This window comes from Streptomyces triculaminicus, assembly GCF_017349075.1.
Classification (GTDB): Bacteria; Actinomycetota; Actinomycetes; order Streptomycetales; family Streptomycetaceae; genus Streptomyces; species Streptomyces triculaminicus.
In genome coordinates this window covers 1-18,047 of the sequence record NZ_JAFMOF010000009.1, presented here as the reverse complement: position 1 = coordinate 18,047, position 18,047 = coordinate 1, and the positions used below count along the sequence as shown (strand labels likewise).

The 18,047-nt window shown below is 69.9% G+C and carries 17 protein-coding genes; 14 read left to right on the top strand and 3 right to left on the bottom strand.

The features are described from left to right. Window positions 1-128 precede the first annotated feature (128 nt). The 3 genes from J1792_RS33290 (at window position 129) to J1792_RS33280 (ending at window position 3,539) form a co-directional block, all read left to right on the top strand. Window positions 129-1,019, top strand: a complete 891-nt coding sequence (locus J1792_RS33290) for a LysR family transcriptional regulator (protein ID WP_207248952.1) — start codon at window positions 129-131, stop codon at window positions 1,017-1,019. A 93-nt stretch (window positions 1,020-1,112) separates the two neighbouring features. Continuing rightward, window positions 1,113-2,657 carry an AMP-binding protein gene (locus J1792_RS33285; protein WP_086566176.1) on the top strand — a complete coding sequence of 515 codons (1,545 nt, stop codon included), beginning with the start codon at window positions 1,113-1,115 and terminating at the stop codon, window positions 2,655-2,657. Between the two features lie 84 nt (window positions 2,658-2,741). Continuing rightward, window positions 2,742-3,539 carry a DUF1963 domain-containing protein gene (locus J1792_RS33280; protein WP_086566177.1) on the top strand — a complete coding sequence of 266 codons (798 nt, stop codon included), beginning with the start codon at window positions 2,742-2,744 and terminating at the stop codon, window positions 3,537-3,539. Window positions 3,540-3,738: 199 nt separating this feature from the next. On the opposite strand, the gene J1792_RS33275 is transcribed toward J1792_RS33280, so the two are convergent. Next, window positions 3,739-4,995: a NucA/NucB deoxyribonuclease domain-containing protein gene (locus J1792_RS33275; RefSeq protein ID WP_086566178.1), complete on the bottom strand. Its 1,257-nt coding sequence runs from the start codon at window positions 4,993-4,995 to the stop codon at window positions 3,739-3,741. A gap of 194 nt (window positions 4,996-5,189) precedes the next feature. On the opposite strand from J1792_RS33275, the gene J1792_RS33270 reads away from it, so the two are divergent. From J1792_RS33270 to J1792_RS33250, 6 genes are all read left to right on the top strand, one after another. Then, window positions 5,190-6,431: a hypothetical protein gene (locus J1792_RS33270; protein ID WP_207248950.1), complete on the top strand. Its 1,242-nt coding sequence runs from the start codon at window positions 5,190-5,192 to the stop codon at window positions 6,429-6,431. A gap of 318 nt (window positions 6,432-6,749) precedes the next feature. Beyond that, complete coding sequence (locus J1792_RS33265; RefSeq protein ID WP_086566180.1) at window positions 6,750-7,499, top strand: amidohydrolase family protein; 750 nt, start codon at window positions 6,750-6,752, stop codon at window positions 7,497-7,499. A gap of 204 nt (window positions 7,500-7,703) precedes the next feature. Then, window positions 7,704-7,832: a hypothetical protein gene (locus J1792_RS35240; protein ID WP_278186479.1), complete on the top strand. Its 129-nt coding sequence runs from the start codon at window positions 7,704-7,706 to the stop codon at window positions 7,830-7,832. A 74-nt stretch (window positions 7,833-7,906) separates the two neighbouring features. Further along, entirely contained in the window at window positions 7,907-8,563 is a 657-nt protein-coding gene (locus J1792_RS33260; protein ID WP_207248949.1) for a hypothetical protein, read from the top strand. 620 nt (window positions 8,564-9,183) lie between these two features. Continuing rightward, window positions 9,184-10,044 (top strand): leishmanolysin-related zinc metalloendopeptidase, encoded by an 861-nt coding sequence (locus J1792_RS33255; RefSeq protein WP_207248948.1) that lies wholly within the window; start codon window positions 9,184-9,186, stop codon window positions 10,042-10,044. An 88-nt stretch (window positions 10,045-10,132) separates the two neighbouring features. Continuing rightward, window positions 10,133-10,426, top strand: a complete 294-nt coding sequence (locus J1792_RS33250; RefSeq protein WP_143587542.1) for a hypothetical protein — start codon at window positions 10,133-10,135, stop codon at window positions 10,424-10,426. Between the two features lie 92 nt (window positions 10,427-10,518). Here J1792_RS33250 and J1792_RS34910 read toward each other — a convergent pair whose 3' ends face one another. Beyond that, window positions 10,519-11,226, bottom strand: a complete 708-nt coding sequence (locus tag J1792_RS34910; protein WP_242647050.1) for a DUF4913 domain-containing protein — start codon at window positions 11,224-11,226, stop codon at window positions 10,519-10,521. A 1,001-nt stretch (window positions 11,227-12,227) separates the two neighbouring features. On the opposite strand from J1792_RS34910, the gene J1792_RS33240 reads away from it, so the two are divergent. Further along, window positions 12,228-12,989, top strand: coding sequence for an SDR family oxidoreductase (locus tag J1792_RS33240; RefSeq protein ID WP_086566183.1), 762 nt, complete (start codon window positions 12,228-12,230; stop codon window positions 12,987-12,989). A 135-nt stretch (window positions 12,990-13,124) separates the two neighbouring features. Further along, the gene (locus J1792_RS33235) at window positions 13,125-14,021 is read left to right on the top strand and encodes a helix-turn-helix transcriptional regulator (protein ID WP_086566184.1); all 897 of its coding nucleotides are present in this window, start codon (window positions 13,125-13,127) and stop codon (window positions 14,019-14,021) included. 103 nt (window positions 14,022-14,124) lie between these two features. Here the strand turns inward: J1792_RS33235 and J1792_RS33230 are convergent, their stop codons facing one another. After that, complete coding sequence (locus tag J1792_RS33230; protein ID WP_086566198.1) at window positions 14,125-15,225, bottom strand: calcium:cation antiporter; 1,101 nt, start codon at window positions 15,223-15,225, stop codon at window positions 14,125-14,127. Window positions 15,226-15,560: 335 nt separating this feature from the next. Between J1792_RS33230 and J1792_RS33225 the strand changes: the two genes are divergently transcribed. The 3 genes from J1792_RS33225 to J1792_RS33215 form a co-directional block, all read left to right on the top strand. Then, entirely contained in the window at window positions 15,561-16,295 is a 735-nt protein-coding gene (locus J1792_RS33225) for a transglycosylase SLT domain-containing protein (protein WP_207248946.1), read from the top strand. A gap of 120 nt (window positions 16,296-16,415) precedes the next feature. Next, on the top strand, window positions 16,416-16,871 hold the full coding sequence (locus tag J1792_RS33220; protein WP_086566186.1) for a DnaJ family domain-containing protein: 456 nt from the start codon (window positions 16,416-16,418) through the stop codon (window positions 16,869-16,871). Window positions 16,872-17,108: 237 nt separating this feature from the next. Next, window positions 17,109-18,047, top strand: a 939-nt coding sequence (locus tag J1792_RS33215; RefSeq protein ID WP_207248945.1) for an asparaginase, incomplete at its 3' end; no start/stop codon positions are given.

Sequence of the window (18,047 nt, the reverse complement as noted above, 5' to 3'; positions counted from 1 at the left end):
GCGGTGGCGGCCCTGCTGTTCCTCGACCAACTACAGCTTCAGCACGGGCGTCTAGGCGGAGGCCACGGTATGGTCGGCGGTCATCAAGTCCGGCCGAGGGTGCTGTGGGTCTCGGCGAGACTGTCGCCATGGATCTTCTGTCGTTGCGCTACTTCCGGGCCGTGGCCCGGCACCAGCACATCAGCCGGGCCGCGGAGGAGCTCCGGGTCGCCCAGCCGTCGGTGAGCCGGACCATCCTCCGGCTCGAGTCGGAGCTCGGCATCCCGCTCTTCGACCGGCACGGTCGCCGGATACGGCTCAACGAGCACGGCGCGGCCTTCCTGCACCGGGTCGAGCGGGCGCTGGCCGAACTGGAGGACGCCCGCCGAGAGATGACCGATGCCGCCGGTGCGGGCCCGGGCCGGGTCGCCGTAGCCGCCGAGACCCTCCTCCAGCTGGCCGGGGTGCTGGCCGCCTTCCGCGCGCACCGGCCCGGGGTGGACGTGCGCCTGTTCCAGGCTCCGGTGGACTCGATGCGGCGGCATCTGCGCTCGGCCGAGGTGGACTTCGCGCTCGCCTCCCAGCCGTTGGGCGGTCCTGGACTGTGTTCGGCGGAGCTGTTGCGGGAGGAGGTGCTGCTGGCCGTGCCGCCCGGGCACCGGCTGGCCGGCCGGGAGCGCGTCGCGGTGGCCGAGCTGGCCGACGAGGAGTTCGTCAGCACGCGTACCGGCCACTGGCAGCGCGCCCTGCTGGAGCGGCTCTTCGCCCGCGAAGGGATCACACCGCGGGTGGCCTTCGAGGGTGACGAGGCCGCCGCCACCCCGGAGCTGATCCGCGCCGGTCTGGGCATCGGCCTGATGCCGGCCGTCGCCCGGCGGACCCTCGGCGAACGCAGCCCGGTGGCCTGGTCGCGGCTGGACGCGGCCGCGGACTGTCACCGGACGCTGACCCTGGTGTGGCGCGAGAACGCCTACCTCTCCCCCGCCGCACTGGACTTCCGCCGGCTGGCCATGGAGTCGTTCATGCCCGACGCGTCATGAGCACATGGCCAAAGCGGTCGTGGAAGGCATGAGCGGACGGCACTAGCGTCACAGGTGTCCACGTCAACCGGGTTCCGACAAGGGAGAAGAGCGATGAGTCGGCGACACACCGCCACGGACGAGGGCTTCACCAGTTATGTGGAGGCCGTCCTCGATGTCCTGTCCGCCGAGCCGTCGCGAGCGGCCATCACCACTGCCCAGGGGCTGGTGATCAGCGCGGCGGAGCTCCGGGACGGGGTCCACCGGCTCGCCGGGGAGCTGGCGGAACGCGGGGTGGGACGCGGCAGCACGGTCACCCTGCTCACCGGCAACACCGCCGAGGCGATCGTCGCCCGCTACGCCGCCAACCTCGCCGGTGCCCGGGTGGTCGGCCTCTACGAGGGCATGAGCCCGCCGGTCATGGCCGGCATCATGGCGAGCGTGGACTGCTCCCTCCTGCTGGTGGACGACCAGCGGCACGGCACCGCCGAGGAGCTGCGGCGGCTCGCCGGCGTTCCGCCGATGCTCTCCCTGGGTCCGTGCGGCTTCGCCGAGGACGTGCTCGCCACGGCCGCGCGCCGCCCGGCACGGCCGATGGGCGGCCTGGTGGGTCCGGGCGACGACTGGTGCATTCGGCACACCGGCGGAACCACCGGAATCCCCAAGGGCATCCAGATGACCCACGACTCCTATCGGCGCACCCTGGGCCACGGGCTCGCCGACGCCGGCGACCCTCCCCGCTACCTGGCCTGCACGTCGCTCGCCCATCTCGCCGGATTCCTCGCCGACATGACGCTGCACCAGGGCGGCTCGGTGGTCCTGCGGCACGGTTTCGCCCCCGGGGACGTACTGGCCGCGATCGAGCGCGAGCGCATCACCCACACCTGGCTGCTGCCGCCGCTGCTCTACCAGCTCCTCGACCATCCGGACCTGGCCGGCACCGATCTGTCCAGCCTGCGCCGGATCACCTACGGCGGTACCGCCGCCTCACCGGCCAGGCTGCGGCAGGCGGCCGAGGTCCTCGGGCCCGTGTTGTACGGCTGGTACGGGCAGGCCGAGGCGATGAACATCACCGAAGTGGGCCCCGGCGGGCAGGAGGTGACCGGCCGCGGCGGACAGCTGACGGTCGGCCGGGCCCTGCCCGGCGTCGAGATCGCCGTCCGGGACGCCGACGGCACCACCCTGCCGCCCGGGGAGCGGGGCGAGGTGCAGGTGCGCTCGCCCTATGTGATGCGCGGCTACTGGAAGCAGCCGGAACTGACCGCCGAGGTGTTGCGCGACGGCTGGATCCACACCGGCGACGTCGGCTACCTCGACGAGGACGGCTACCTCTACATCGTGGACCGGATCAAGGAGGTGATCGTGGTCGTCGGGGGCCACGTCTACCCGGCGGAGCTGGAGGACCTGCTGCTGGATCATCCCGGCGTCGCCCACTGCGCGGTCTTCGGCAGCCGGGACGAGGAGTCGGTGGAGCACGTCCACGTCGCCGTGGTGCCCGCCGCCGGGCAGCGACCTTCGCTGGAGGAGATCCGGGACTTCGTCACCGCCCGCAAGGGGCATCTCTACGCCCCCGACGCCCTGCACCTGCTGCACGACATTCCGCTGACGGCGGCAGGCAAACCGGACAAGAAGCTGCTGCGTTCCCGGCTGTCCGGCTGAGGCGGGTGAGACGACGCCCGGTGGTCCCCCTGCGTCCCGCGACCCCGCCGACCCGTCGCCGGCAGGCATTGAGAAGATCCCGGCATGCGATTCGATGACTCCGCCGTCCTGCACCGGGTGTGCACCGAACGGCTCGGAGACAAGGCGGGCCGGCAGTTCGCGGCGATGGCCCGGCGCGGCTTCCGGCTGATCCCGGCGACGGACGAAGCTCCGGCCACCGGCCTGTCCCGGCTCGGCGGATCCGCCCTGCTCGAACCAGGCACGCCGTGGCCCGTACTCGACGGCGTCCCGCTGTCCGCGTACGCCGTGCTCGACACCGACGCGCTGGCCGCCTGGCTCGGTGACGAACTGCCCGTACGGCCGGGCCTGCTCAACTTCTTCCACCTCGACCCGGACATCCCGTACGAGGAGTACCGCGAGCTGGACGTGTACGCGCCCGAGGCGTGGCGCGTCGTCCCCGCCGACCCCGCGCGGGCGGTCGAGACGGCGGCACCGGAGCCGGCCCGGCGCTATCCGCTGCGTCTCGTCCACGCGGTCGGGGTGACCATGCTTCCCGACTGCTGGGACGTCGAGGACGACGACATCGAGTTCGACGGGGACAGGCACTGGGGCGCGACATCGCTCATCCTCGACGCGATGGACGACCTCAACGGGAACACCGCGGGCAGCCACTGCGCCTTCGGCTGGCCCGACACCTCGTACGCGTCCGCCGTGACCGGCCGCGACGCCGACGGCCCCGCGGTGCACCTGCTCCAGCTCGCGGAGGACGCGGAACTCGGCTGGGGCTGGGGTGACGCCGGGACGATGTACTTCACGATCCCGGCGAGGGCGTTCGCGGAGGGCGACTTCGGCGAGGTCCAGGCGATCGGTCGCTGCTGCTGAGCCGGCAGGCGGCCGACGACCGGCGGAACCGCCCGCGCCGAGGCCGCGACACCCGCTGCAACGGTGAGACGCTCGTCTCCGGCAACGGCACTGTGACCGTTGCGGCCATACGCCTGCGGCTTCGTGCATGACCCGTCAGACGGAACCTAACCGGCCCCTGGTCTGCCTCCCCGGGTGCCCGGGGAGGCAGGCCCGCCGCCTACGGGGTGATGATCACCTGGTACCACTCACTATCGAGGATGCGGTCGGACTGTACCGCCCGCCCCAGCTCGCCACCCGCAGCAGTGTTGTCTTTATTGTCGACATGGGCCCGGATGCAGGGCGCGTTGGGCGGGGTGCCCCGGTCGACGGTGACGCCCGCGACGTCCCATACGCCGCCGATCTGGCGCGGGGTGATGTCTATACAGTGCTCGCCGTCGTTCCCGCCCTGCCAGGACCGGGCGAAGGGATACTCGTCACACGAGTCGTTGGGTATTCCGGTGGCTCCCCGGGGGAAGGCGTACGGCCCACGGTCACAGGTCTTGGCACGCCTCTTTTCGGCCTCCGGGTCAAGAGGGTCGATATACCGCGACAGCAGGTGGTTGGCGTCGCCGAATTTACCGGTGAGGTTCTTCTGCGCCCACTCGTAGGCGACGGCCGCTCCCCGGTATTTCGCCTTCGAGAAGGTCACGTTGGGCGTGTGCCCAAAGACGATGCAGCCGGTGGTGTTGCCGATCTCCCCGTCACAGCGCACGTCGGGGCCGTCGAAGATGGCGCTGTCATACCCGGGAACGCCGACCCCGCCGACGGCGGCTCCGTCCACGTAGTAGGTGGGCATGCTATGGGAGGAGGTGCCTGATTTGGCGGCGACGCCGGATATGTAGGTGATGGTGCTCTGCACGGGGTCGCCGCCCTTGGTCACGATCGCGTGTGTGCCGCCGAAGGCCGGTCCTGTCGTGCTGCACATGCCGCTGCACGTGGAATTGAGGGCCACCTCCACGGAGGACACCTTGTCGTCCATGTCGCCGGGGTTAGCGATGATGGCCTCGTCCCACTGGCCCTTGTAGGAGTCGAGCATGCCCACGGCCAGAAGGACGATGTGGGCCTCGCCGAGCTTCTCGTTCTTGTTGCCGAGGAGAATGTATTTGAGGGGCATCCTCGTGCAGTACGCGTGCCGGTTGGAGATGACACGTTTACTGGAGTGTTCGAGGCACAGCTTGAGCGCCTCCCCCGGATCAGCGGGGGCGAAGGAGGGGCCGGGGGCGAAGTCGGCGACGGGATCCGCCCCGACACAGGTCCAGGCCACACCACGCTTGCGCAGCGCGGAGCCGTCGGCAGCGGCCGTGCACGTGCCGTGCCCCTGAGGGGTCACCCGGCTCGCGGGGGAGGCTGTGGCCGGTGAGGTGCCCAGGGCACACAGGGCTGCGGTGAGGGCGAGCGAGGCTATCGCCGCCAGGCCGCGTCTGACGTGTTTCACAAGGTGGTCCCTTCCTTCGGTGGCCCCTTTGCGGGCACAACGAAGGCATGGAACTGGTCAACGCCCTTTCCTGCCAACCGAATTCGGGACAGTTCTTGATTCTTTTTGGCCAGTTGTGGTATAGACCTGTCGTCCTCGGCGGCGCTATTTTCACTCTCACTCGCCTCACAGACCACACACAGGGGGAAACGACGATGCGCCGCACAAGAACCCGCCTGGGCAGAGGGCTCGGAGCGCTCATAGCCACCGCGACGGCGGCCGTGGGCCTGGCCGCCACCCCGGCCGCCGCCGGGCAGACGGTCCAGCCCGGCCAGACCTGTACCGCAGCCGATCTCGGTACCCGCCACCCGATCATCAAGAGCGCCGAAGTCGCCCCCACCATCACGCACTTCAAAGGCTGGTACGTCACCGAAGGCTCGACCGGCACCCAGAGCGTCAACACGAACACCACGGAGACCATCTCCGTCTCCGTCGGCCTCAACGGCACCGTTCAGGGCAGCTTCGCCGTCGAGGCCCTCGGCTCCGTCGGCGCAAGCCTGGGCCTGAACGTCCAGGTCAACTACACCCACACATCCAGCACCTCCCAGTCGATCTCGTGGAACTTCCGCCAGCCCGGCTACTACGGACTGTACGAGGGAACGAAGAAGGTCACCGGCACCTACGGCAGCCTCAACTGCAACCGCTCGGATGCGGGCGGCCTGAAGTGGACCGAGGGACCCGACACCGGCAGCTACACCACCTACACCACCCTCGAAGAAGGCGCGGTGCGCTGCGAGGACAAGGTCCCCGCCAACAGCATCATGGCCAAGGCCAAGGGCCTGTTGGACTGCGGCTCCCCCGCCGCCACCGCGAAGCACCCGGCAGGTCCCGTCCCCTCGACCAAGGCCGACCAGGCCAAGCACGACGCCGACAACGCCGCAACAGCCGCCAAGGCCGCCCAGAGCATGAAGACCACCCAAGCCGCTAAGCCTGCTACGCGCGCCGCCCTGAACTGCCAACCCGCCGTCTACAAGATCGACGTCCCCGGCAAGCCCCTGAACTGGAGCGCACCGCTCCTGGCCAACGACGGCATCCGCCTGCGCGAATCCACATTCTTCAGCGCCCACCTGGACAACTGGCGGCTGTGCAACGTGACGGAGCGCAACGGGGTCATCGAGGCGTCCCTGTGGAACTGGGGCAACGGCGGATGCGCGACCATCCCGGCGAACATCGCCAACCAGGAGCAGGCCTACCTGACAACGGCCACCTGCGGGGAGGACGACCTCCAGCGGTTCTACATCTACCGCGACGTACCCGGCAGCACGAAGATCGGTCTTCAGAACAAGTACACCGGCTCCATGATGGGCCACGACCGTTACGCGGACGGGGAACTCATCCGCCAGTACTCCAGCGGCAGGCAGGACGGCACGGGTACGTACACCCTGACCCAAGTCTGACAGCCCCCACCCCGTGAGCGCGGCCCCGCACGTGAACCCCCGGCCTCCCGGTTCCGTGCGGGGCCCTCCGCGTCCCTACCCCGATCCCGGCCTCGGGGACCGGTGCCCGCGGCCGAACGTCCCCTGCTGCATGCGGCGAACCCCTGCCAGGGTGGTGCGCGCTGCAACCCGACGACCGAAACGAGATCACATCACGCGTATACGAGGGCTGTTGACTGTGGCCAACGAGTTCTCGTCTCGGTTCGTCACCGACCCATCAGACAGGCCCTGGTCATGCGGCCGGGCGGCCGGGGCACCGGCACCGCAGAATGTCCGTCCATGACGAACCGGCACTTCTTCGACGCCCATTTCCATGTGATCGACCACCGCTTCCCGCTGTTCGAGAACGACGGCTTCATGCCCGAGGAGTTCACCGCCGAGCAGTACCGGGACCGCGTCGCCGCGCTGGGCGTCGTCGGCGGCGCGGTCGTCTCAGGGTCGTTCCAACGCTTTGACCAGGGCTGTCTGCTCGACGCGCTCTCCAGGCTCGGTCCAGGCTTCGTGGGCGTGACTCAGATCCCGCACGACCTGCCCGACGAGGCGATCGCGGCACTCGCCGGGCGGGGTGTGCGGGCGGTGCGGTTCAATCTGCGCCGCGGCGGTTCCGCGGCCGTCGCGCACCTCGGCACTCTGGCCCGTCGCGTCCACGACGTGGCCGGCATGCACACCGAGCTCTACGTCGACTCCCGCGACCTGCCCGACCTCGCCGGAACCCTGGCCTCGCTCCCCGCCGTGAGCATTGACCACCTGGGCCTGAGCGCCGAGGGCCTCCCCCATCTGCTGGCGCTGGTCGAGCACGGGGTACGGGTGAAGGCGACCGGCTTCGGCCGCGTCGGCCTCGATGTCCCCGCCGCGATCCGCGCCGTGCTGAACGCCGACCCGACGGCCCTCATGGTGGGGACGGACCTCCCCTCGACCCGGGCCCCACGTCACTTCACCGACTCCGACATCGACCTCGTCGCAGAGGCGGCCGGAGAGCACCTGGACGCGGTCCTGCGCAACAACGGGAGGGCGTTCTACCGGGTGTGAGCGTCGCGATCGCCGTGCGAGGCGCCTGCTGGATCGAGGTCACCAACGCCGGAGGATCGACGCGGGCACCAGGCCGTGGCGCTGGACGGCGGTGGGCTTGTCATCGCCTCCCGGCCGTTATGAGCAAACACCGCCTGCAAACGCCACGTCCAGCACTACCGTCTTGTCGTCACCGCTCCGACCCGCACAAGGAGGCGCAGCCACATGGGTAAGCGGAACAAGGACGATGACGACAAGGACGACATGCTGCCCGGGCAGAAGTACGAGCCGCCCAAGGAACCGCCGACCCCGGACGGGGCGCCTCCCCAAGGTGATGGGCAGCACCGCAAGTGAACCTTGAGCGCCCTGAGGAGGCTGGGCGGCCTAGCTGGGAGACGCTAGGCCGCCAGCTCCTGACGAAGGGATCGATGACACCCGACTGGGTGACTGCGTTCGCGGATACGCCACGGAAGCGGTTCCTGCCCTCGGTGATGTGGCCGTACGACCAGGCGAGCGAGGAGCACGTGACGGTGGACCGATCCGCTGACTTTGAGAGCTGGAACCGGTACGCCTGCTCCGACATGGCGATCATCACGCAGTGGGACGACGGCGCCAGTACCAGGGCTCGGGCACAGCGTCTCACCGTCGGCGACTACGACACGTACGTCACCGCCGACGCCAAAGAGGGCGCCCAAAAGTCTCACACCGCCCTGCCCCACGACGAGGTGTTCGGCACGACGCTGTGGGACGCCAACCAGTTCGCTCTGGGCCTGTGCGTGCCTGCCGTCATCCACACCAAGGGGCTGGTGGAAAACGGTGCCCGCCCGGTGTGGCTCCTCAGCCTCAACGACCGTTCCTGGGCCTGCGTGCTGTTCCGTGACAATGGGGCCAGGTTCACTGTTTACCAATACGGTCACCGACGGCTGTGGGACGAGATCGAGGCCGCCCACACGTGGTGGACTGAGCAGGGACGACCGGGGTTCGGCAACTTCGGCCTGACTATCGACAAGGCGGGACAGCACGTGTGGCTCGATGCCGAGGACAACGTCGTCAGCTCGCGGCCCCTGATCGCCGCGCATGACTGACCACTCGGGGCCGAATCCCTCCTGAACCGAGGGCTCGACCGCGCTGGCGTGCGACGACGGACGTTCGACTGCCTGAGGTAGCGCACGTAGCGTTCCCCCGGGGCCGGCCGTGACCTGGCTGCGTCACCGAAACGAGGAAGGACACGAGGCGGGTGCTGCCTGGGTGTTGCAGTTCCTTCGCGATCAGCACATCCGCGGGCAGTCGTGACACGGTGTCGCCGTAGCGGCGCCTCCCTGCGCGGAGCCGGCCGGCGCATGGGGCAGTCCCGTGCGGAGGCTGCGGGCCGGTCACCGGCCACCTGGATTCCGGGCCTCTCCCGGGTTGATACGTGGGCGGGGAAGCGTAGCGTAGTGAGTACTGGGCGGCGAGCCGACCGCTGCTCGGGCGGCGCCGAAGGCAGCCGTGCCGGCACGGGACGACGCAGCATGGAGCCGATGCGCGCGAGGTGCCGGGGCCTGTGCAGAGCTTGCCCTCGCTGCATGAAGCACACATAGCCGAACCCCATGGACAACTCCCCGCACGGCCGGCTCCTGCAGGACGTCTCGTATGACGCTCTGGTGCGGCCGCAACCGCAACCGCAACCGCAACCGCAGAGACCCTTCCGTGGAGGAGGGAAATCATGGCTGAATACGAAACTTACTATGCAAGAGCCGACGAGGCGCGTGCTCGCGAACTCGCCTCGACCACGTCCCCATACACGATCGAGGTGGAATTCCTCGGCGGTCTGAACCAGGCCCAGAAGGCCGCGTTCACCACCGCGGCGGACCGCTGGGCCAAGGTCATCGTAGGAGACCTGCCGGACGTGAGTGTCAACGGCAGGGTCATCGACGACCTCTTGATCCGGGCCGAGGGCACGACCATCGACGGACCGGGAATCATCCTGGGGCAGGCGGGACCGGGGCTGCTCAGACCGGCCAACGGGCCCGGGGAATTCCTTCCCGCGACGGGCATCATGTCCTTCGACAAGGATGATCTGGCCAGTATGCAGGCCAAGGGGACACTGGTGGATGTGATCACCCACGAAATGGGGCACGTCATCGGCCTCATCACTTCACCCGCGCTGAAGAAGGGGCTGGTCCAGGGCGTCGGCGGCGATAATCCCGTCTTCCGTGGCCAGAACGCCCAGGAGGAATACAGGAAGTTGAGGGGTGCGGACCTGCCGAAGCCGGTACCGGTGGAGAACGAGGGGCAGCCGGGCACACGCGACGCGCACTGGAGGGAGAAGCTGTTCGCCAACGAGCTGATGACCGGATTCGTCAAGGAGGCACCCAATCCGCTGAGCCGTCTGACCGTGGCGGCCATGAAAGACCTCGGCTACGTGGTGGACCTGGAGGCCGCCGACGACTACAGCCTGCCCAGTCTCCTGGACCTCGCCGAGGAGGGCACACTGCGGACGCATATCGCCCCCATCGACGTCGGCATCGTGCTGCCCACCATTCCGACCGTGCTGCCCTCGGACAGCCTGGTCACCGCGGCATGAGGGAAACCGGCCGATGAGCCGTGAGCGGAAGCGTCATGCGAAGACCGGGCGCGGGGCCGCGCCGGAGGAAGGGCAACGGGAACAGTACGTGGTTTCGCGGCCGGACGTCACCGTCCTGGGAGCCGAGGCGCTCGTCCCCCGTGACAATGTCGTACGTCCCGCGCCCAACCGGTTCAGCCACGTCCTTGAACAGGACCAGCCGTACTGGTTCGACCGGGCCGAGCCGCATCCGCAACCCGACGGGGTCCTGGCCGCTGGGACACCCGTGGTCGTCCTCCGGGAGGAAGAGGAAGGCGAGCAGTGCCGGGTGGTCACCGGCAGCGGCCTGTACGTCTCCGTCGACCGGGCGAGCGTGGGGAGACTGCCTCACGACGACGGGTGATGCGACGACAGGGGACTCCGCCGGAGCACCGGCGAGTGTCGGTCCCTGCGGCTTGGCCCGGCAGCAACCGGCGAACCTTCCCCGTCACAGCGCTAGGAGGGGTCGTACGGGTCCACCGGGAGCGGTTCGAAGGGGGTCTGGGTATGCCCCTTCGAGGGCGAGCAGGCGGCGAACGGGCCCTGCCGGGGGTCCATCAGGACTCGCAGGTGCGGATCGGCGTGCTGGAGCCACCATGTGGTCATGCCGAGCCCGGAATCGTGACGCAGGTGCTCCCAGGCCAGCCAGAGAGCGGACAACCGGGCGCCCGCTTCGGGGTGCTCCCACCAGCGCGGGCACCAGGTGGCGGACGTACCGTCCAAGGGACGGCGAAGGGTGATCGCCAGGTAGTCGGTGACGAAGGCGAAGACATCGGCGAAGTAGAACTCGGGGCCGTCACCGTAGACGTCCGATGCCGGCATGGGGAAGACCGAACGCGGTTCGCGCGGCGGCCTGGGCAGGGGGTAATGCGCCAGCAGCCCGCCTACGGAGCCGTCACGACGCCCGAGCTCCGTCAGGATCCAGCCCTGGAGTTGGTCCTGCAGTTCGGCGACCTCGGCGTAGGCGTCCGCCGCGAGACAGGCGACGAGCCGCTCCCTCCAGTCGGTCAACTGCCGGGCGCGCTGTTCCTCCTCCATCGCCGACCGGGCGCCGGCCAGGAAAAAGGTCAAGGCCTTGTGGTGGGTGTTCCACGCCTCGCCCCCGGCTTCGGCCGTGACCCGCGCCGCTACTCGCTGCGCGTGCTCGATCGCTGAGCTGTCCATGGAACTGACGGCTGCCTCTCGTGCCGGGGAATGAGTCCGGTGATCATACGAGGTCACCACGAGACGCCGGAGGCAGGCGTCGGTATCGGGAAGTGCGGGGGCATACGTGACCCGGCCGGTTGGAAGAGCCGGCCCGCTGGACAGCGTTCGCCGACGTGAGCACCACACAAGACGACGCGTTCGACGAGAGGTTCCTGAGCAGGGTTTCTGCGACTGGATCGCCGCCCACGGGAGCCCGGAGGAACTGGGACTTTGCCTGCGGCACTGCGGGCTGACCCGGCAGCAGGCCAAGAGCGCGCCGCCCGCGACGACCTCACCCCGGAACACGCCGCCTCCATCGGACCGGGGAACGGCGCGGTGCCGTCGGGTGATGCCGAACGGCAGTGTCGTGCGACGCCGGCCGGCCTCTTCTACGACGCCGACGGCAGGCGGACCTCGGTGCTCCCGGATACCAAGCGACGCGTGACCGCCGCGCTGGGCACCGACGAACGGGCCCCTGTTGGCGTTCAGCGTCCAGTTCCCCGACACCCTCTGGCCGGCCGGCACCCTCCCTGACTCACGCCCCACCCACACCGGCTGATCCCGGCCGTCAACGTCCTCATGAGCCACATGTTGCTGCTGGGCCCGGCGGCGCCCGCAGCACTGCCGTTCCTGCTGCGGCTCGCGGTCGGCCCTCGGATCCCGGCGCGGGGAAGCCTGCTCGGCTTCTCGTCCTTCGCCGCCGGGCTGTCCCGGTCCGTCGACCCGGACGAAGGTGCGTCCTGTGCGGAACCGACGGCGACCACCCGGAGCGTGCCGGCCGCGGCGCGCCGCACAGGGCCGGCCGGGTGCTCCAGGGTGGTACTGGCTTTCCCAGGAAAGACAGAGCTCTGGATCACCGTTCCGGCCGGGCGCAGTGTGATCCCTGTCAGCCACCGCACCCAGCCCGCCGGGGCATCCCCGGTCCGGGCACCGGTCCGGCCCCGCCGGGGCCGGACCGTGCGGCAGATCCGGGAGCACCCATGAACTACCCCGCCCTCGCCGAGCGCACCGCCGTCGTCACCGGAGCCGCCAGCGGCATCGGCGCGGCCACCGCCCGCCTCCTCGCCGCCCACGGCGCCCGCGTCGCCCTGCTCGCCCGGCGCACCGACCGGCTGGACGGGCTGGCCGCCGAACTCGCCGCCGCCGGAGGCCAGGCTCTCGCCGTCACCGCCGACATCACCGACCCGGCCTCGGTCGACGCCGCCGTCAAGGCCGTCCACGAGGCCTACGGCCAGGTCGACCTGGTCGTCAACAACGCCGGTGTCATGCTGCCCAATCCTCTCGCCGACGGCCGGATCGACGAGTGGACCCGCATGATCGACACCAACCTCACCGGTGCCCTGCGCGTCATCCGCGCCTTCACCCCCGACCTCACCGCGGCCGCCGCGGACGGCCGCACCGCCGACCTTGTCAACGTCTCCTCCATCGCCTCTCACGTCCTCTTCCCCGACTACGCCGTCTACGCGGCCACCAAAGCCGCCGTCACCCAGTTGTCCGCCGCCTTGCGCACCGAGCTCGGGCCGCGCGACGTCCGCGTCAGCAACATCGAGCCGGGTCTGACCGACACCGAACTCGGCGGGCACATCGACAACCCGGTACTGCGCGAGCAGCTCGGCGGGATGTTCAACGCGATCCCCGCCCTGACCTCCGAGGACATCGCCGACGTCATCTCCTACACCGTCAGCCGTCCCCGGCACGTCAACCTGCGCCAGTCGATCATCCTGCCGACCCGCCAGGCCTGACCTTCTCCGGGCGGTCATCGCGACCGGACCGCTGTGGTGGAACGCCCAAGGTGGCCATCGTGCCGCACGCGCCCGGTGAGCCTAGTCCTGGCAGGGCCAGGCTCACCGCCGAGGCGACCGGGCACAATTCACCCTATGAGCACAACGATCGATCTGGGGGCGTTCCTACGGACCCGCCGCTCCAGGTTGCGCCCCCAGGACGTCGCCCTACCCGACTTCGGCGGCCGGCGCCGGGTCGCCGGACTGCGCCGCGAGGAGCTCGCCCAGCTCGCCGGGGTCAGCGTCGACTACTACATCCGCATGGAGCAGGGCCGCGCGGCCAATCCCTCACCGGCCGTCCTCGACGCCCTCGCCCGCGCTCTGCGCCTGGACGAGGACGAGACCCGGCACATGCACCGCCTCGCCCAGTCCCGGCCCGTCACCCGGCACGGCGACCGGTCCCGGCCCGAACGGCAACAGGTACGCCCCATGCTCCGGCGACTGCTCGACGAACTACGGGACGTCCCGGCGCTCGTGATGGGCCGACGCATGGACGTCCTCGCCTGGAACACGGCCGCCTCTGCCCTCCTCGGCGACTACTCGGCCCTCACACCCGCCGAGCGCAACATCCCCCGCATCACCTTCCTCAACCCCGCTTCCCGCGACCTCTACGCCGACTGGACCGCCTGCGCCCGCGAAAACGTCGCTTATCTCCGCTGGGAAGCCGGCCGGTACCCGGACGATCCACACCTGGCAGGCCTGATCGGCGAACTGTCCGTCAAGAGCGAGGACTTCCGCCGCTGGTGGGCGGAACATCCCGTCCAGGACAAAACCTCCGGAACCAAACGCTTCCACCACCCCCTCGTCGGCGACCTCCACCTCACCTACGAGACCCTGCGCGCCACGGACGACCCCGATCAGGCCCTGATCACCTACGCCGCCGAACCCCGCACTCCTTCCCACGACGCCCTCCGCATGCTCCTCGCCTGGACCGCCCCAACCCCCATCACACCGCACACCGCCACCGACCGCCGGCACCTCCACAACGACTGACGCAGCGTCCCGCGCGCTCTCCAGTGGAGCCGTGGGATACGGCGGTTCGACCACGCTCTGCCCCCGGGCGGCGGCCGCGCCCCATTCCGCGCCACGGGGCAGCTCACGGGCTGAGGGCGAGCTCGATGTAGGCGGCCAGCAGGGAGAGGTGCACGCCGCTCTGGAGGAGGGTCGCACGACCCGGCACCACGGTGAGCGTGCCAACAGTGACCGTGAGGGCGAGCAGAACCGTGTGCGTGGCCCCGAGGCCCAGGACCAGCGGCCCCTTCAGCCACAGGGAGGCGACGGCGACCGCGGGAATGGTCAGGCCGATGCTGGCCATGGCCGAGCCGAGGGCCAGGTTGAGGCTCGTCTGGATCCGGTCGCGCCGAGCCGCCCGCACGGCGGCGATGGTCTCGGGCAGCAGGACCAGCAGGGCGATCACGACCCCCACCACCGACTGGGGCAGACCGGCACCGGCCACACCGCGCTCGATGGTGGGGGATGTGACCTTCGCGAGTCCGACGACCGCGACCAGGGCCAATCCCAGCAGCGCGAGACTGGCACGCGCGGCGCGCGCCGTGGGCGGCTCGACATGGCCCTCGGCCCCGACGACCTCGCCGGTGCTGGTCAGGGGGAGGAAATAACTGCGATGCCGCACGGTCTGGGTCGCCACGAACAGCCCGTAGAGCACCAGCGCGGCCAGCGCGGCGAATACCAGCTGAGCCGAGGAGAACCGCGGCCCCGGCGTGCTGGTGGTGAAGGTGGGCAGGACCAGGCTCAGCCCCGCCAGCGTCGCCACCGTCGCCAGCGCCGCTCCGGTGCCCTCGGCGTTGAACACGGCGACACGCCGCTTGAGCGTGCCCACCAGCAGGGACAGCCCCACGATCCCGTTGCATGTGATCATCAGAGCGGCGAAGACCGTGTCACGCGCCAGCGTGGCACCCTTACCGCCGCTGTCGGCCATGAGGGTGACGATCAGGGCGACCTCGATGACGGTCACCGCCAGTGCCAGGGCCAGGGAGCCGAACGGTTCGCCCACCCGGTGCGCGATCACCTCCGCGTGGTGCACGGCCGCCAGCACCGCCCCCGCCAGGCAGCAGCCCACCAGCGCCATCACTCCGGTCGGCGGCTCACGCCCCCAGGTCGCGGCCAGGACGCCGACCGCCACCACCGGCACCATCACGTACCACCGCGCGGCCGACCACCGCACACCGAATTCCATGAGCACGAGTCTGCGTGGCCACCCACCCCGGCGCATCAAGAGCGCGCACAGGCCGTCACCTTGCGTCAGCGAACCCGGCCCGGGCTGTGAGGCCCCTCATGGGGCCTGCGTCACATACGAAGAAAGGCCGTGGCGCCAAAGGTCCCGAATAGGGCATTCCGGGATGTTCGGGTGGGGCTTCTACGGGGTTTTTTCGTAGGTCACACCCTTTGTCAGGGGGTTTTCGGGCCGCTAACAATTGCTGAGTCGCACGGCGCCGTCGACCGAGAAACGGCGCTCTTTTTGCGCCATTGACGGCCATTGCGACGTAAGCGATTGGAAGGGTTCAGCTCGTTATGCGCTCCACCGTCTCCGGTTATTCCGCTCTGTCCAAGGCTCATAAGTTCTCCGCTGCGGGTCTGGTGACCGCCGCTGGTGCCGCCGCTCTGACGTTCGCCCTGGTGCCGCAGGCTCAGGCTGCGGATGCTCACTCGGTCGGTGTGAAGACCGTGTCGCTGAGCGCTCAGGAGTTCGGTGTGACGCAGGATGCCGAGCTGGCGAAGGCCGCGGACGCTGCTGCCGGTCAGGCGCAGGTCAAGGCCGCTGCCGCGGTGAAGGCCGAGGCGAAGGCGAAGGCCGATGCCGCCGCGAAGGCGAAGGCCGACCGTGAGCGTGCGAGCCGTTCCGAGGCCCGTAAGCCGATGAAGCCCGCCACCAAGCCGGCCCCGGCCAAGCCCGCCGCGAAGCCCGCTCCGGTGAAGAAGGCCTACGCGGACAACCTGGACGGCTGGATCAACGAGTCCCTGGACATCCTGCGTGCCAAGGGCATCCCGGCCTCCTACGACGGCATCAAGCGCAACATCATGCGTGAGTCGACGGGTAACCCCCAGGCGATCAATGACTGGGACGTGAACGCGGTGAACGGTGTGCCGTCGAAGGGTCTGCTGCAGATCATCGACCCGACGTTCAAGGCGTATCACGTCGAGGGCACGTCCTGGGACATTTATGACCCGGTCGCCAACATCACCGCGTCCTGTAACTACGCGGCCGACAAGTACGGCTCCATGGACAACGTCAACTCCGCGTACTGATCCAGACGCCACACGCACAGAACGCGCCAGGGGCGCAGCACCCGCACGGGAGCTGCGCCCCTCTCGGGTGCCGGTACGCGCGCGGTGGGGGGATGCTGGGGGGAACGGGAGGAGCACGCGGTGACCGAGCGCAAACCCCACGGGGTTGATTTCGAGTCGTGGGTCGACAAGCAGATCCGCGAGGCACAGCAGCGAGGCGAGTTCAGCGACCTACCGGGCTTCGGCAAGCCGCTGGCCGGGGTGAGCCGTCCGTACGACGAGGACTGGTGGATCAAGGAGAAGATGCGGCGCGAGCACGTCTCGTTCCTCCCGCCGGCGCTCGCCCTGCGCAAGGCGGCCGAGGATGCCCTCGCCGAAGCTCTCGCGGCCCGCTCGGAATCCGAGGCGCGCCGCGTCATCGAGGACATCAACAAGGAGATCGGCGCGGCCCTGAAGATGCCGCCGCCCGGCCCGCCGCTCCTCCTCGGCCGCTTCGACGTCGAGGAGGTCGTCGCGACGTGGCGGCAGAACCGCCGGCACGACGGAGATGGCGCCGGCCCAGGAGCCGACCTCGCCCCGGGGCCCGCCGGGCGGTGAGGCGACTCCTTTGGCAGCCCGGCGCGGGGCGGGCTTCTGGATGGCCAGGCGGCCGTCGTTCTGGAGCCGGCGCAAGATATTTCTACTGACGCTCTACTCGGCGCAATTTTCCACCACGACTCCCGGGTCACCCCGCTCTTTTTAGCGATCCAATTGCGCGCGATTCGTCCTATTGTTCCCCTGCCCGGTCGTCACGCCCCCGTCGACGGCCGTACCGATCTTGAGAAGGACGGGCACGTGGGACAGGTCGTCGTCATCAGCACCGGCGGAACGATCGCCAGCCGCTGGCAGGGTTCCGGCTTCGCAGCAGACGCGCGGGGCGGGGACGTCCTGGCCACGGCCGCGGTGCCCGAGGGCGTCTCCGTACGGGTCGTCGATCTGATGAGCGTGAACAGCGCCCGCCTCACCACTCGCGATCAGCTCGCCCTCCTGCGAACCGTGCACGAGGTGCTGGCCGACCCCGAGGTCGACGGCATCGTGGTCACCCACGGCACGGACACCCTGGAGGAGTCGGCCTTCCTGCTCGACCTCCACCACGACGACCCCCGGCCGGTCGTCTTCACCGGCGCCCAGCTCCCGCTCGAGGCCGTCGACGGCGACGGCCCGCGCAACCTCCACGACGCCCTGCTCGCGGCGAGCTCGGCCGACGTACGCGGCCACGGCGTCCTGGTCGCCTTCGACGGCCGGATACACGCCGCCCGCGGCACGATCAAGGTGCAGACCCTGGCGGCGGACGCGTTCGCGGACCCCTCCGGCCACCCCGTCGCGGACGTCAAGGACGGCCGCCTCCTCGTCCACGGGCGGCCCGATCGCCCGGCGGCGCTTCCCCTTCCGGCCGGCGGCGAGCCCCTCCCCCGCGTCGACATGGTCATGCACCACTGCGACGCCGACCCGCTGCTGTTCGACGCCGCCGTCCAGGCGGGCGCCCAGGGAATCGTCCTGGTAGCGACGGGTGCGGGCAACGCGACCCCCGAGGTCGTCGCCGCCGTCGAGGCCGCGGTCGCCCGCGGCGTGCTCGTCGCGCTGACCACCCGCGTCCCCTCCGGCCCTGTCGCCGAGATCTACACCCAGGGCGGCGCCGTGGACCTGGCGGCCGCCGGCGCCGTACTGACCGGCACCCTGCGCGCCGGCCAGTCCCGGATCGCCGTGCTCAGCGCGGCGCTCACCTCCCCCGAC

Bases quoted from the DNA above. Each gene is read 5' to 3' on its own strand.
- J1792_RS33240 (WP_086566183.1), top strand. From the start codon at position 12,228: ATGAACTACCCCGCCCTCGCCGAGCGCACCGCCGTCGTCACCGGAGCC.
- J1792_RS33265 (WP_086566180.1), top strand. From the start codon at position 6,750: ATGACGAACCGGCACTTCTTCGACGCCCATTTCCATGTGATCGACCAC.
- J1792_RS33235 (WP_086566184.1), top strand. From the start codon at position 13,125: ATGAGCACAACGATCGATCTGGGGGCGTTCCTACGGACCCGCCGCTCC.
- J1792_RS33260 (WP_207248949.1), top strand. From the start codon at position 7,907: ATGACACCCGACTGGGTGACTGCGTTCGCGGATACGCCACGGAAGCGG.
- J1792_RS33230 (WP_086566198.1), bottom strand. From the start codon at position 15,225: ATGGAATTCGGTGTGCGGTGGTCGGCCGCGCGGTGGTACGTGATGGTG.
- J1792_RS33280 (WP_086566177.1), top strand. From the start codon at position 2,742: ATGCGATTCGATGACTCCGCCGTCCTGCACCGGGTGTGCACCGAACGG.
- J1792_RS33255 (WP_207248948.1), top strand. From the start codon at position 9,184: ATGGCTGAATACGAAACTTACTATGCAAGAGCCGACGAGGCGCGTGCT.
- J1792_RS35240 (WP_278186479.1), top strand. From the start codon at position 7,704: ATGGGTAAGCGGAACAAGGACGATGACGACAAGGACGACATGCTGCCC.
- J1792_RS33285 (WP_086566176.1), top strand. From the start codon at position 1,113: ATGAGTCGGCGACACACCGCCACGGACGAGGGCTTCACCAGTTATGTG.
- J1792_RS33290 (WP_207248952.1), top strand. From the start codon at position 129: ATGGATCTTCTGTCGTTGCGCTACTTCCGGGCCGTGGCCCGGCACCAG.
- J1792_RS33225 (WP_207248946.1), top strand. From the start codon at position 15,561: ATGCGCTCCACCGTCTCCGGTTATTCCGCTCTGTCCAAGGCTCATAAG.
- J1792_RS34910 (WP_242647050.1), bottom strand. From the start codon at position 11,226: ATGGACAGCTCAGCGATCGAGCACGCGCAGCGAGTAGCGGCGCGGGTC.
- J1792_RS33270 (WP_207248950.1), top strand. From the start codon at position 5,190: ATGCGCCGCACAAGAACCCGCCTGGGCAGAGGGCTCGGAGCGCTCATA.